13 protein-coding genes are annotated in these 13522 nt (G+C 66.4%); 7 read left to right on the plus strand and 6 right to left on the minus strand.

Annotated features, from left to right (window positions below):
- Positions 1–64 precede the first annotated feature (64 nt).
- Both H536_RS0115465 and H536_RS0115470 read left to right on the plus strand, forming a co-directional pair.
- Positions 65–310 (plus strand): DUF1289 domain-containing protein, encoded by a 246-nt coding sequence (locus H536_RS0115465; RefSeq protein ID WP_029703372.1) that lies wholly within the window; start codon positions 65–67, stop codon positions 308–310.
- Positions 303–1013, plus strand: a complete 711-nt coding sequence (locus H536_RS0115470; RefSeq protein WP_024351341.1) for a retropepsin-like aspartic protease family protein — start codon at positions 303–305, stop codon at positions 1011–1013. The genes H536_RS0115465 and H536_RS0115470 overlap by 8 nt, the downstream gene beginning before the upstream one ends.
- Before the next feature lie 9 nt (positions 1014–1022).
- Here H536_RS0115470 and H536_RS0115475 read toward each other — a convergent pair whose 3' ends face one another.
- From H536_RS0115475 to H536_RS0115505, 5 genes are all read right to left on the minus strand, one after another.
- Positions 1023–1847 (minus strand): sulfite exporter TauE/SafE family protein, encoded by an 825-nt coding sequence (locus H536_RS0115475; protein WP_024351342.1) that lies wholly within the window; start codon positions 1845–1847, stop codon positions 1023–1025.
- Positions 1848–1937: 90 nt separating this feature from the next.
- The gene (locus H536_RS0115480) at positions 1938–3350 is read right to left on the minus strand and encodes an aldehyde dehydrogenase family protein (RefSeq protein WP_024351343.1); all 1413 of its coding nucleotides are present in this window, start codon (positions 3348–3350) and stop codon (positions 1938–1940) included.
- A 52-nt stretch (positions 3351–3402) separates the two neighbouring features.
- Positions 3403–4422 carry a tRNA dihydrouridine(20/20a) synthase DusA gene (gene dusA, locus H536_RS0115485; RefSeq protein ID WP_024351344.1) on the minus strand — a complete coding sequence of 340 codons (1020 nt, stop codon included), beginning with the start codon at positions 4420–4422 and terminating at the stop codon, positions 3403–3405.
- 836 nt (positions 4423–5258) lie between these two features.
- Positions 5259–5465 carry a CsbD family protein gene (locus tag H536_RS0115490; protein ID WP_024351345.1) on the minus strand — a complete coding sequence of 69 codons (207 nt, stop codon included), beginning with the start codon at positions 5463–5465 and terminating at the stop codon, positions 5259–5261.
- A 1552-nt stretch (positions 5466–7017) separates the two neighbouring features.
- On the minus strand, positions 7018–7494 hold the full coding sequence (locus tag H536_RS0115505; protein ID WP_024351347.1) for a MarR family winged helix-turn-helix transcriptional regulator: 477 nt from the start codon (positions 7492–7494) through the stop codon (positions 7018–7020).
- 312 nt (positions 7495–7806) lie between these two features.
- Between H536_RS0115505 and H536_RS0115510 the strand changes: the two genes are divergently transcribed.
- The 5 genes from H536_RS0115510 to H536_RS0115530 all read left to right on the plus strand — a co-directional run bounded on the left by H536_RS0115510 (position 7807) and on the right by H536_RS0115530 (position 12829).
- Positions 7807–8088, plus strand: coding sequence for an acyl carrier protein (locus tag H536_RS0115510; RefSeq protein WP_024351348.1), 282 nt, complete (start codon positions 7807–7809; stop codon positions 8086–8088).
- Between the two features lie 95 nt (positions 8089–8183).
- A complete protein-coding gene (locus H536_RS0115515) occupies positions 8184–9395 on the plus strand; it encodes a beta-ketoacyl-ACP synthase (RefSeq protein WP_024351349.1) in 1212 nt (403 codons plus the stop codon).
- Between the two features lie 7 nt (positions 9396–9402).
- The gene (locus H536_RS0115520; RefSeq protein ID WP_024351350.1) at positions 9403–10704 is read left to right on the plus strand and encodes a beta-ketoacyl-ACP synthase; all 1302 of its coding nucleotides are present in this window, start codon (positions 9403–9405) and stop codon (positions 10702–10704) included.
- A 104-nt stretch (positions 10705–10808) separates the two neighbouring features.
- Entirely contained in the window at positions 10809–11876 is a 1068-nt protein-coding gene (locus H536_RS0115525) for a zinc-binding dehydrogenase (RefSeq protein ID WP_024351351.1), read from the plus strand.
- Entirely contained in the window at positions 11873–12829 is a 957-nt protein-coding gene (locus H536_RS0115530; RefSeq protein WP_024351352.1) for a lipid A biosynthesis lauroyl acyltransferase, read from the plus strand. The genes H536_RS0115525 and H536_RS0115530 overlap by 4 nt, the downstream gene beginning before the upstream one ends.
- Positions 12830–12876: 47 nt before the next feature.
- On the opposite strand, the gene H536_RS0115535 is transcribed toward H536_RS0115530, so the two are convergent.
- Positions 12877–13305 (minus strand): L,D-transpeptidase, encoded by a 429-nt coding sequence (locus H536_RS0115535; protein WP_024351353.1) that lies wholly within the window; start codon positions 13303–13305, stop codon positions 12877–12879.
- Between the last annotated feature and the right edge of the window lie 217 nt (positions 13306–13522).

A 13522-nucleotide genomic window follows, 5' to 3' on the forward strand; every position in this document is an offset into this window, starting at 1 on the left:
GACGACACGCGGTGCGACGACGCCCGCCGACGCCCCGATTGTGACACCGACGCGCCGCGGACCCATGAGCATCGAAAGCCCCTGCATCTCCCTGTGCGCGATCGATCCGCGCTCCGGCTATTGCTTCGGTTGCGGCCGCACCGGCGAGGAGATCGGCGCGTGGATCGCCTTCACAGCCGAACAGCGCCGCGCCGTGATGGACACCCTGCCGTCCCGCATGGCGACGATCGAGCGCCCGGCGCGGCGCGAGACGAAACGCCGGCGGCTGGAACGCGAGCGGGCCGAGGCGCAAGGAGCGGACGATGCGTAGAGGCAGCCTCCTCTGGATCATCCTCGCCATTCTCGGCGTGGCGTGCCTGGCCCTCGTCCTCAACCAGGACGGCACCATCGCCGGCCTGCCGGACAACCAGTTCGCCAGCCTCGCCTATTACGGCGTCTGGGGCCTGGCGCTGGCCTCCGGCGCGATCCTGTTCCTGCGGACCAATCTCGCCGGCGCGCTGAAGGGCGCGGCGATCTGGGGCCTCGCCTTCCTCGTGCTGATCGCCGCCTATGGGTTTGCGCCGGAACTCTCGGCCCTGAAGGACCGTGTCGTCGCCGTCCTCCTGCCCGGCACGCTGGTTTCGCTCGGCGACGGCACCGAGGGCAGCCGCTTCATGTCGCTGCGCGGGGCCGACGACCATTTCCATCTCGACGGCGAGATCGACGGCAAGCCCATCTCCTTCATGGTCGATACCGGCGCTTCGATGATCGCGCTCGACCGCTCGACGGCCGAATCCGTCGGCATCGACACGACGCAACTGCGCTATTCGCAGCAGGTGATGACGGCCAATGGCGTCGTCGGCGCGGCGCCGGTGCGGCTCGACGAGGTGCGCGTCGGCGATATCGTACGGCACGGCGTAGCGGCGGCGGTGACGGAGAGCGACGGTCTCGGCGTCGCGCTGCTCGGCATGAGCTTCCTCAACACCCTCACCTCCTTCGACTTTCGCGGCGATCGGCTGATCCTGACCGACTGAGCGACCCTCTCAGAGCAGCGAATAGGCGAAGCGCGCGGCGACGATCAGCAGGAAGGCGCCGAAGCCCAGCTCGAGCTGGCGGCGGGTCAGCCTGTGCGCCAGCGCGGCCCCCAGCGGCACCGCCAGGATCGAGGCCGGCGCGATCAGAAGCACCGCGGCAAGGCTGACGAAGCCGATGCTGTAGGCCGGCAGCAGCGGATCGCCCCAGCCGCCGATGGCGTAGGAGAGCAGGCCGGGAACCGAGATCAGCACGCCGACGCCGGCGCTGGTGGCCACCGCCTCGATCATCGGCCGGTTGTAGAGCGTCATGAAGGTGTTGTTCAGGACACCGCCGCCGATCCCCATCAGCGAGGACAACAGGCCGATCAGGAAGCCGGCGACCGAGCGACCGGCAAGGCCGGGAAGCTGCTTGCCGAAGGACATCGGCACCTTGCCGAAGACCAGCTTCAGCCCGAGCACCAGGGCCAGCGCCGCGAAGATGCCGCGCAATTCGCCCGACGAGGCCGCGGCGGCGACCATGGCCCCGGCGATCGCCCCGAGCGGGATCGCTACCACCCATTCCTTCAGAAGCCGCCAGTCGACGACGCCGCGCCGCCAGTGCGAGATCAGCGAGCGGATCGAGGTGGGCACGATGATCGCCAGGGACGAGCCGATGGCCAGATGCATCGAGACTTCGTGGCTGACGCCGAGTTCCTCGAAGGTCTGGTAGAGCACCGGCACGAAGATCGCGCCGCCGCCGATGCCGAACAGGCCGGCGAGGAAGCCCGCGGCCGCAGCCGCTCCGAAGAGCGGCAGGAGGTAGGGAATCAGAGCGGACGCTTCGATCGGCTGCATGGTTCCTCATAGGGGGGAACAGTCGCGAATGCATCCGTTATGTTGCACCGCGCAAAAAGCGGCGCGGCCGCGCTGCGGTTCGGCGCGGGATCAGCGGCGCAGCATCAGCTGCGAGACCATGCGGGCTAGCCGGCCCCAGGGCGGGCCGAGCCGCTCGAAGACGTTGATCGCCCCGACCTTGTAGACCGCCCGCGCGTGGCTGAAGCGCAGGAAACCGTCGCGGCCGTGATAGGCGCCCATGCCGCTGGGGCCGATCCCGCCGAAGGGCAGATTGTCCTGGGCGATGTGCAGGAGCGTGCCGTTCACCGTCACGCCGCCGGAAATCGCCCCGTCGAGGACCCGCGTCTCCGTCCGCTTGTCGCCGGTGAAGCAATAGAGCGCCAGCGGCCGCTCGCGGGAATTGACGATGGCCAGTGCCTCGTCGAGATCGCCATAGGGCACGACCGGCAGGATCGGGCCGAAGATTTCCTCGCGCATCAGGACACTGTCGTCGGGGGCGCCGACGACGATGGCCGGCGCCATCCGTGCCGCGCCCTCCCCCGTCTCGCTCGCCGCTGCGTCGGAATGGCGATGCACGGTGGCGCCGGCGGCCTCGGCCTCCGCCAGCGCGCCCGTCAGCCGCGCATGATGCCGCTCGCTGATGATGCTGGTGTAGTCGGCATTCGCGGCCGGTTCCGGATAGGCGGATCGCGCTTGCGCCAACGCTGCGGCAACGAAGGCGTCGAGGGATGCGGCGGGCACCAGCACGTAGTCCGGCGCGATGCAGGTCTGGCCGGCATTCAGCCATTTGCCGAAGGCGATCGACCGCGCCGCCGCGTCGATGGAATAGTCCGGGCAGATGATCGCCGGCGACTTGCCGCCGAGTTCGAGCGTCACCGGTGTCAGGTTCTCGGCCGCCGCGCGCATCACCTCGCGGCCGACATGGGTCGAGCCGGTGAACAGCAGATGATCGAAGGGCAGCGCCGAGAACGCCTTGGCGACCGGCACGTCACCGACGACGACGGTCACCTGTTCGGCGGCGAAATGCTCGGCGACCAGGCGCTGCAGCAGCTCGGAAAAGCGCGGCGTCAGTTCCGACGGCTTCAGCATGGCGCGGTTGCCGGCCGCCAGCGCATCGGCCAGCGGCGCCAGCGTCAGGATCAGCGGATAGTTCCAGGGCGCCATGATGCCGACGACGCCGAGCGGCTCGTGGCGCACCCAGGCCCGGCCCGGCTGGAAGGTGATGTCGATGCCGCGGCGCTGCGGCTTCATCCATCCGGCGAGCGATTTGGAGGCGTGGCGGATGGCGTTGAGGGTCGGGCCGATCTCCAGGAGCTCGGTCTCGGTCTTCGAGCGCTGGCCGAAATCGGCGGAGATCGCCGCGGCGAGGGCATCGACATTGCCGACGATCAGCCGGCGCAGACGGGCGAGCGCGTCGCGGCGCGCGGCGGCGTCCGGTGCCGGCTGGCTGCGCGAGGCCGCATGCTGGCGGTCGAACCGCGCCTGGAGGGTGTCGTCGTTCATGGCGCGATCCGTCCGTGCTGTCGGGTGATGGTCACCGGCGCGGTCGCCGGCGTCAGGCGGCGTGGCGCTTGTCGCCATCCAGTCGCACGGCGGCGAAGGCCTCGCGCAGCAGCTGCGGCCCGGCGTCCGGGCGCACCGCGCCGTCCGACAGGATCTGGCGCCAGCGCCGCGCGCCGGGCATGCCGTTGAACAGGCCGAGCATGTGCCGGGTCACCTGCCCCAGCCGGCCGCCGCGCTCCAGATGTCGCGCGGCGTAATCCGCCATGGTGTCGATCAGCGCGGCATAGTCCACCGGCTGCGGCGCCGCGCCGAAGATGCGGGCATCGACCTCGGCCAGCCGGTCCGGCGTCTGGTAGGCCGCGCGGCCCATCATCACCCCGTCGACGCGGTCGAGCTCCTTGATGGCCGCATCCAGCGTCGTCAGCCCGCCATTGAGGCCGATGAACGCCTCCGGCAACCGCTGCTTCAGCCGGTGGACGCGGTCGTAGTCGAGCGGCGGGATGTCCCGGTTTTCCTTCGGGCTCAGCCCTTGCAGCCATGCTTTTCGCGCATGGACCCAGATCGTGGTCACGCCGGCGGCAATCGCGGCATTGGCGAGATCGTCGAGCGCCGGCTCCGGGTCCTGCTCGTCGACGCCGATCCGGCACTTCACCGTCACCGGCACGTCACTCGCCTCGACCATGGCCGCGAGGCAACGACCGACGAGGTCGGGCTCGCGCATCAGGCAGGCGCCGAACGCCCCGGACTGCACCCGGTCGGACGGGCAGCCGACATTCAGATTGATCTCGTCATACCCGAAATCCGCTGCGATCCGGCAGGCTTCCGCCAACTTCTGCGGCTCCGAACCGCCGATTTGCAGGGCCACCGGGCTCTCGACCGTATCATGGCCGAGCAACCGGTCGCGGTCGCCATGCAGGATCGCGTCGGCGACAACCATCTCGGTATAGAGCAGCGCATGCCGGGTGAGCTGCCGATGGAAGAACCGGCAACGCCGGTCGGTCCAGTCGATCATCGGAGCGATCGCGAACGGAGAACCCTTTGTTGTGCTGGTTTTTAACGCTGATTCAGTCACTCGACCGGACTGCACTGATCTACTGTTCTCGACCAAACTCAACCATTTCCGACTGTCTTATAGCTATTGCTACGTCGTAGCGACCTCAGAGGCACGTAGCAACTTGGGAGCCATCAACGCACCCAAACGGGCCGACGGATCGTCAACCTATACCGCACAGATTCGCATCTCGCGAGCCGCAGCGCTCGTTCACTCTGAGGCACAGACGTTCGAGCGGCGGCCAATTGAGTCGGCTGACTGAAGAAGCGGGAGAAGGATTTCGAGGTCCCAGGCGCGCCGGAGCCCTGATTGCGAACCATGGCGCGGCATAGTCGGGAAACACGCCCGGCAGCAACGGAAAGTTGCCGGTGCTGTCACATATAGCGCGGCCGAATTCTCCGATGGCCGATTTGCCCTTCTTGCTTGAGTAGGGGTTGCACGTAGAGGCAGAAGAGCACGCCGTGCGGACTCCCGTCGAGAAGCATCTAAGATGTGTCGTTCCCGCAACCATAGGATTGCGACACTGAGGTAACTAGCGACTTCAAACGAGGATGGTCACCGAGATGCAGAGCCAGCCGGAACAAGCGCAAAACGCCGGTCAAAAACCGCCGCTGAATTCAGAGGATCAGCATGATCCTTTCGTCAGCAGACGGTCGCGCTCGAACGACGACTACAGCTGGGATCGCTGGGAAACTGGAGGCGTGCGAGGATAAGTCCTCCCTTCCACGCAACCTGATCACCGAAAACGAAAAAGCCGTCGCACGCGAGGGGATGCGACGGCTTCGCTAAATGGTCAGCTCGCAAGATCCAGCCGGATGGCTACTTCACTAGGATAAGATACTCACCCAAGCGATTTTCTAGATATCGTTCCGCCCTGTGGCCCACTCATCCACTTGCCGGTGAGCTTCTTCTTTCTCGACCCCGTAGGCTTCCTGGATTCGCCCAGCGAGCATATCCTTGTTTCCCTCGACGCGGTCGAGGTCGTCGTCCGTCAGCTTTCCCCACTGTTCCTTCGCGCTGCCCTTGAACTGCTTCCACTTTCCTTCGATCTGAACCCAGTTCATAACTCCATCTCCCACGATGACATGGGCGTACAACCACGATCGCTGGCTAGTTGTTCCGTTTGCGCTATTTTCTCTGGGACGGATCGTTGTATTTTGATACAGTAGAAAGCCCGGTCGCTTCCCAAAGGAGCGACCGGGCCGGTCAGGACTGACGCACTCACGATGCGCGCCTTTCATGTTAACGATGGGGAGCGAACACGGCAATGGCGCAGCGTCAGCGCCGCCGACTCGTTTCGGGCCAAGCTCCTGGGCCTCCTCCTTCAGCCCCAGTACCGCCCGCGACGATTCCCTGATCACCTTGGTCTGCGCCGCCGGTGCCGCGGTCTGTTCGGTGATTTCTCCGGACAACGACCGCGCTATCGACGAGCGCGCAGGTCATCTCGACGGTGTCGCTATACCGTTGCGGACCACCGGCGCGGATGGTCAGGGAACACACCCGGCAACGACTGAAGGTTGCCCATGCTGTCCCGTCCGCGCAGGTAAACTGTCAGATATCCGTTTGGCGGCAGCTGATTTTTATAGGTTGCACATGCTACGGGATACAGGCGTCACCAAAGAGAAAGCCGCCGCACTACGCTTCAACGAGTGCGGCGGCTTAGCCAATGGGTGGTCCTGCAAGATTCATCCAGATGGCACAATCGAATAATAGCACAAATGTGCAGCACCCGGAATACGGAAAATGGCGCCCCCCCCCCCAGGACGGGCCGGTGACGCCGCGTATGTAATGGCTGGCATCAGGTTTGCTGCTGTGCCTCGCTTTCCGCGTCATGAATATAGATGTCTGCAGCATTTTGTAGGGCGTGTAGAGCGGATTTCGTTGGTGATACGAAGGTGTTCCCGGAAATAGGCGCTGGAGAATCCGGCGCGGATCAGTCCACCGAATGCCTCCTCCAAGAATGCCCTCAATAGCTTTGGTCACTATCGAGCCCGACTTAGATATCTTCCGTCTGCGGTGCCAGAGTCAGGAGTGCTTGAGGGAAATCTTCCCTGCTGAAATCACCACCTTCGCTGTGCGGGCCGCCTGGGCGGCGGCCCGCAATCTCCTTGGCCAGCCGGAGTACGAAACCGGGCGCGGGAGGATGGGAGCGAATTTACAGCCTGAACCTATGACTTTTCTTGCCCCCGCGAGTTGCAGCATTCAGGGGCCCTTCGCGATTTCAGTGACGCGTCCATAACGGGCTTGATGCCTGATCGTTCACAGAGGCTTTCGGTAGAGACGTCCCCTGATCACGTTGGTCTGCGCCTCAGCTGCCGCATCATGATCGGTGATGGCAATCGCCTCACCGGTAATCTCTCGGGACAACTGCCGCACGACCACGCTAACCACGAGCGCGCGGATCACCTAGACGGTGTGGCCATCATGATAGCCGCCGAGGACCTGCTAGGTGCCCGCGGCCTCTCCGACGTAAACGGTAACATGCCCGGAGATGCCGTTCCACGAGCCATGCCAGAACACCATCACCGCGCCGTGGCGGGGCGGGCTTGGTTTCGACACCGAACAAGAATCAGTTGCGGGCCAGGTGGGGCTGCCCGGGATCAAGCCGGTCGAGCTCTACTGGCCGAAGGCGCGGTCCAGGCCGTCGAGGCCGCGTTCCAGCCCGTCGCGCTCCTCGACGGTCAGCAGCGCCAGCACGTTGCTCTCGGCCTTTTCCACCTTGGGCATCAGCTCAGCGTAGACTCTCGAGCCCTCTGACGTCAGGGCGAGATATTCGAAGCGCCGGTCGGCGGTCGCACGGGTACGATGCAGCCAGCCCCGCTCATCGAGGGCGGAGACGGCGCGGCTAACCTTGGTCTTGTCCATCTCGGTGGCCTCGACGATATGCGAGGACGTCACTGTCTCGCCGTCAGCGCTGCCGAGGATGACGAGGACACTGAATTCGGGGGCCGATAGCCGATGCTCCCTTTTGTGGACCTGCGCGGCGACGCGGCCCAGAACCGTGGCCGCACGGATCAGGCGACTGGTCAGGAACAGGTCGGACCGGCGGTCGGCCGACCGAGATTTTCTTGCCGTGATCTGGCGCGCGGTCATCGTTCTTGTTCCCGGTGGCCGGAGGGGTCGCGGGGAAACAGCCGTGGCGATTGCCGTGCCGACACTTGCACCGCCAATCGTTGGAAACTGATCCGGTCTTGTCCTGTGAACGTCACATGAGCGCCGTGCGTTCCCGACCACCGACCGCTATTCGCCATGCCTTTGCCACAGGAAGGCGCCACGAGGGCCGCCGGCGACGCGCCGCAAGCGCGTCGGCCAAGGCATCACCACAGTCCTCGCTTTGCTTTTTCGGGCGAATTCCCTATAGCTTCGCGCCCAAATCGCTCTTCCAGACATGACAAGGATAATTCATTGTCTTCTACCTTCGACCGGGTCGCGGATATCATCGCCGAGACCAGCGAGATCGACCGCGCCGAGATCACGCCGGAAAGCCACACGATCGACGATCTGGGCATCGATTCGCTCGACTTCCTCGACATCGTCTTCGCGATCGACAAGGAATTCGGCATCAAGATCCCGCTCGAGAAATGGACCCAGGCGGTCAATGACGGCGAGGCGCCGACCGAGGAATACTTCGTCCTGAAGAACCTCTGCGCCAAGATCGACGAACTGCGCGCCGCCAAGGCCGGCTGACACAGCGGAACGGCGCCCGGCGCCGTTCGCCAGCGGGAGGCCCTCGGGAACCGATCGCCGGGCGGGACGGACGATTGGGATAGTGGAACGATTGCATGACACAGAATGCCAGAGACGTGGTGATCACCGGGATCGGGCTGGTGTCCTCGCTCGGCGAGGGCATCGCAACCCATCTCGACGCCATGGGCCGCGCGCCGGCACCGCAGCCGCGGATCGATGCCGAGACCTACGCGCCCTATTTCGTGCACCCGTTGCCGCCCATCGACTGGTCCAGCCAGATTCCCAAGCGGGGTGACCAGCGGCAGATGGAGACCTGGCAGAAGCTGGGCACCTATGCGGCCGGACTGGCGCTCGCCGATGCCGGCATCCCGGCCGACGAGGCCGTGCGCGCCAAGATCGACATGGTCGTGGCCGCCGGCGGCGGCGAACGCGACACCGCCGTCGACGCACTGGTCATGGACAAGGCGCGCGGCGCCAACGACCGCGACCGGATCGTCAACGAGACGCTGGGCAGCGAACTGCGCCCGACCCTGTTCCTGGCGCAGCTCTCCAACCTTCTCGCCGGCAACATCTCCATCGTCCACAAGGTGACGGGCTCCTCGCGCACCTTCATGGGCGAGGAAGCGGCCGGCATCTCGGCCATCGCCTCGGCGCGGGCACGGATTGCCGCCGGCCAGAGCGACATCTGCCTCGTCGGCGGCTCGTTCTCGGCCGAGCGCAAGGACCTGATCCTGAACTTCGACCTCGCCGGCCTGATGCTGCGCGACGACTGGCGCCCGGTCTCCTCGCGCACCGAGGGCCATGACGGCATCACCGTGGGCAGCGTCGGGGCGTTCCTCATTTTGGAATCGGCCGAACACGCCGCAGCCCGTTCGGCCCTCGCCTATGCCCGGTTGGTCAGCGCTTCTGGCGACCGCGGCAAGCGCGACGCCGAGCGCACGGCCGCGCGCTTCGAGGCGCTGCTGCCGCAGGGCGGATCGGCGAGCGACGAGACGCTGATCCTCAGCGGCGCCGCCGGCATCAAGCCGTTGCTGGATGTGGAACGCAGCGTCCTGAACAAACGGTTTCCCGATGCCCCGGTCAGGGCGTATGGGACGATGCTCGGCCATGCTTTCGAGGCGCAGGTCCCGGCCGGCGTGGCGCTGGCCGCCGGCGCGCTGTCTCGCGGTGCGGTGATCCCGCCCTTCGATGTCGGCGAGGAACGCCCGGCTTCAGCGGCCCCGCGGCGCGCCATCGTGACCGCGATCGGTCACCTTCACGCCGAGGGTGCCTGCGAACTGGAAGCCGTGGACGGGCGCAGACTGTAAGGATCGGATGATGAGCGCGAACGGCAACAGCGCAGAGCTGGACTTTCTCGGGCGCCCGGTGATCGCGATCACCGGGCTCGGCCTCGTCTCGTCGCTGGGCCGCGGCATCGACGATAATTGGGACGCTTTGTCCTCGGGCCGCTCGGGCATCCACCGGATCGAGCGCTTCTCGACCGACAGCCTGCGCACCACGATCTCCGGCTCGGTGGACTTCATGGGTCCCGGCTCGGAGACCTCGACGGGTCTTTCCTACATGATGGCGGAAGCCGCCGGCTCGGAAGCCGTGCGCATGGCCGGCCTCGCCGACGACGATTTCGGCGGACCGCTGTTCCTCGCCGCCCCGCCGGTGGAGATGGAGTGGCAGCATCGCCTCGCCCTCGACGCGATGGACGGCGCGACCATCGCGGAGGCCGGCTACGACCGGCTGCTGCAGATTGCGCGCAGCCGCCCCGACAAGGCGATCTACAACCTGACCCAGTGCAGCCGCATCTCCGAGCTCCTGGCCGACCGACTGGGCACACGCGGCCTGCCGATCACCCTGTCGACCGCCTGCGCATCCGGCGCCTCGGCGATCCAGCTCGGCGTCGAGGCGATCCGCCGGGGCGAGACCGACCGCGCCATCGCCATCGGCACCGACGGCTCGATCACCCAGGAATCGCTAATCCGCTTCTCGCTGCTGTCGGCCCTGTCGACCAACAACGAGTATCCGGAAAAGGCCTCCAAGCCCTTCTCCAAGGATCGCGAAGGCTTCGTCATGGCCGAGGGCGCCGGCGCGTTGGTGCTGGAATCGCTGAGCGCCGCCAAGGCACGCGGCGCAAAGATCCTCGGCGTCATCCATGGCTGCGGCGAGCGGGCCGACGACTTCCACCGCACCCGCTCCAAGCCGGACGGGTCGCCGATCATCGCGACCATCGCGGCCGGCATTGCCGACGCCGGCATGGAGCCGTCGAACATCGACTACATCAACGCCCATGGCACCTCGACGCCGGAGAACGACCGCATGGAGGCCACCGGCCTTGCCGCGGTGTTCGGCGAGGCGCTGAAGACGACGCCGATCTCCTCGAACAAGTCGATGATCGGCCATACGCTGACCGCGGCGGGCGCGATCGAGGCAGTGTTCTCGGTGCTGTCGATCCAGAACGGCCTGCTGCCGCCGACGATCAATTACGAAGTGCCGGACCCGGCGATCGAGCTGGACACCGTGCCGAACAAGGCCCGTCCGGCCGAGATCGATACAGTGCTGTCGAACTCCTTCGGCTTCGGCGGGCAGAACGCCTGCCTCGTCATAGGGCGCGAACCGCGTCACTGAATGCCGGGGCCGCGGCGGGATCGACCCCCCGGCCGGCCATCGGCGTCGCGCAGCCCTCGGGGCCGCACGGCAACGCCGTCTTTATCCAGTCTGAGGATCTTCCCATGCGGGCATTGCAACTCGTCGGCGACCGCGAACTCAAGCAGGTGGACCTGCCGCCGCCGCCGCCGCCCGGCCCCGGCGAGGTCACCGTCGACATTGCTGCGGTCGCGCTGAACCACATCGACGTCTGGGGCTGGCGCGGCATGGCCTTCGCCAAGCGCAAGATGCCGCTGGTCGTCGGCGCCGAAGCCTCGGGCGTCGTCTCGGCAATCGGACCTGGCGTCGCCTCGGTGCTGCCCGGCCAGCTGGTGGCGATCTACGGCGCGCAGACCTGTGGCCTGTGCCGCCCCTGCCGCGAAGGCCGCGACAATCTCTGCGAACACGTCTCGGGCGTGCACGGCTTCCATCTCGACGGCTTCGCCCAGGAGAAGGTCAATCTGCCGGCGCGTCTCTTGGTCCCCGCCCCTCCCGGCTGCGACGCCATCGGCGCGGCCTTGGCGCCGGTGACCTTCGGCACGGTCGAGCACATGCTGTTCGACAATGCCAAGCTCGAGCCGGGCGAGACCATCCTCGTCCATGCCGGCGGGTCCGGCATTGGCTCGGCCGCGATACAGCTTGCCAAGCGGCACGGCGCGACGGTGATCACCACGGTCGGTTCCGACGACAAGGCCGAGCGCGCCCGGGGGCTGGGTGCCGACCACGTCATCAACTACCGCGTCGACCGCTTCGAGGGCGTCACCCGCAAACTGACCAAGAAGAAGGGCGTCGACGTCGTCTTCGAGCATGTCGGCGCCGACACCTGGGCGGGCTCCATGCTGTGCATGAAGCGCGGCGGCCGGCTGGTCACCTGCGGCTCGACCTCGGGCGTGTCCACCCAGATGAACCTGATGCAGCTCTTCCAGCAGCAGCTGAAGCTGTTCGGCTCCTTCGGCTGCCGCATGGAGAACATGCGCGACGCCATGCAGAAGATGGCCCGCGGCATCGTCCATCCGGTGATCGACACGGAGATCGGCTTCGACCAGATCGACATCGCGCTGAAGCGGATGGAGGCGCGCGAGGTGTTCGGCAAGATCGTGCTGCGCGTCGCCGACGAGGCCGGCACCGAGAGCGCAAACCCGCGCGCCGCATGAACCTCTTCGTCGCGCGCTATGCGCTGCGGGCCAAGCGCGCCGCGGACTTCGTCATTGCCCAGGTGCTGTTCGCCGTGCTGCGGACCATCCGGCTGCTGCCGGCCGATGTCGGCCTGTCCTTTGCCGACCGCACGGCGCGGCTGCTCGGCCCGTGGACGAGCCGCCACCGGCTGGCGGTCGACAATCTGCAGCAGGCCTATCCGGAAAAGGACGCGGCCTGGGTCGAGCAGGTGGCGCGGGACAATTGGGGCCAGATGGGCCGGCTCGCCGCCGAGTTCGTATTCCTCGACGACCTCTTCGATTTCGACCCGGAAAACCCGGAGGCCGGGCGCATCGAGGTCGAGGGCGCGGAAATCTTCGCCGAACTGCGCGAGCGCAAGGGCCCGTTCATTTTTTTCACCGGCCATCTCGGCTGCTTCGAGCTGCTGCCGATCGCGGCGGCCGCTTTCGACCTGGAGTTCACCGCCCTCTTCCGGCAGCCCAACAACCGCTATATCGCCAAGGAAGTGCAGGCCGCGCGGCGGACCAGCGGCGGCCACATGGTGCCGTCCAAGGCCGGCGCGGCGTGGTCACTGGCCGGCATCCTGCAGCGCTCCGGCTCGGTCGGCATGCTGGTGGACCAGAAATTCCGCAAGGGCGAACCCACGACCTTCTTCGGCCGGGAATGCCGCACCAATCCGTTGCTGCCGAAGCTGGCGCGCCAGTTCGATTGCGAGATCTACCCGGCGCGGTCGATCCGCCTGCCGGGCGGGCGCTACCGGCTCGAGCTGCAGCCGCGTCTGGAGCTGCCGCGGGCCGACAGCGGCGAGATCGACGTGACCGCCACCTGCCAGCTGCTCAACGACGTGGTCGAGGGCTGGGTGCGCGAGCATCCCGAACAATGGATGTGGTTTCACGACCGCTGGAAGAGCGGCAAGGGCCGCCGCAAACCGGCGCAGCCGAAGCCCGCTTGAGGGCTCGCAACGCGACCCGGCCGCTTGCATGGCCGGGCGCAGGTCGTTCAGCGCTGGACGACGACCCTCGTGTTGCGCATGCCCATCTTGCGGACCATCGTATAGAAGATCTTGGCATTGGCGGTGTGCAGGCGCACGCAGCCATGCGAGGCCGGGCGGCCGAGGCGGCTGACGGCACCGGTGCCGTGAATGGCGTAGCCGCGGTGGTAGAAGACCGAATACGGCATCGGCGACATGTCGTATTTGCGCGAATGCCACATGCGGTGGATGCGCTTGGCCCGCCAGCTTCCCGTCGGCGTGACATAGCCGCGACGGGCCGTCGAGACCGGCCAGCGATACATCACCCGGCCGTTCTTGATCACCGTCATCGTCTGGGCGGACAGGTCCACCTTGGCCACCAGGCCGGCGGATGCTGTCGAGATGCCGCAGCCGAGGATGCCCACGATCATCACGATCGCGACCAGTAGTTTTTTCATGTTTTCGACTCCGACCCAAGAACTCCACATTCCCGCCGCCGAAAAACCTAGTTTCAATTCCGCCGAGCGGTCAACTGGCAAAAGCGTGAACAGATTAACACCTGACGGCGGCGCGAATTCTGGTCGATCGACCGTGCTCGCGTGACTCCCGCTGGGTAAGCATTCCCACGCCGCGGAATGGGCGCGCAGGTTTCCCGCAATCCCGCAAATCGGCCGT

Source organism: Aurantimonas coralicida DSM 14790 (assembly GCF_000421645.1).
GTDB lineage: Bacteria > Pseudomonadota > Alphaproteobacteria > Rhizobiales > Rhizobiaceae > Aurantimonas > Aurantimonas coralicida.

Excerpts from the sequence above, each read along its gene's own strand:
- H536_RS0115465 (WP_029703372.1), top strand. The coding sequence starts at position 65 with ATGAGCATCGAAAGCCCCTGCATCTCCCTGTGCGCGATCGATCCGCGC.
- H536_RS0115470 (WP_024351341.1), top strand. The coding sequence starts at position 303 with ATGCGTAGAGGCAGCCTCCTCTGGATCATCCTCGCCATTCTCGGCGTG.
- H536_RS0115475 (WP_024351342.1), bottom strand. The coding sequence starts at position 1,847 with ATGCAGCCGATCGAAGCGTCCGCTCTGATTCCCTACCTCCTGCCGCTC.
- H536_RS0115480 (WP_024351343.1), bottom strand. The coding sequence starts at position 3,350 with ATGAACGACGACACCCTCCAGGCGCGGTTCGACCGCCAGCATGCGGCC.
- H536_RS0115490 (WP_024351345.1), bottom strand. The coding sequence starts at position 5,465 with ATGAACTGGGTTCAGATCGAAGGAAAGTGGAAGCAGTTCAAGGGCAGC.
- H536_RS0115505 (WP_024351347.1), bottom strand. The coding sequence starts at position 7,494 with ATGACCGCGCGCCAGATCACGGCAAGAAAATCTCGGTCGGCCGACCGC.
- H536_RS0115515 (WP_024351349.1), top strand. The coding sequence starts at position 8,184 with ATGACACAGAATGCCAGAGACGTGGTGATCACCGGGATCGGGCTGGTG.
- H536_RS0115520 (WP_024351350.1), top strand. The coding sequence starts at position 9,403 with ATGATGAGCGCGAACGGCAACAGCGCAGAGCTGGACTTTCTCGGGCGC.
- H536_RS0115525 (WP_024351351.1), top strand. The coding sequence starts at position 10,809 with ATGCGGGCATTGCAACTCGTCGGCGACCGCGAACTCAAGCAGGTGGAC.
- H536_RS0115530 (WP_024351352.1), top strand. The coding sequence starts at position 11,873 with ATGAACCTCTTCGTCGCGCGCTATGCGCTGCGGGCCAAGCGCGCCGCG.
- H536_RS0115535 (WP_024351353.1), bottom strand. The coding sequence starts at position 13,305 with ATGAAAAAACTACTGGTCGCGATCGTGATGATCGTGGGCATCCTCGGC.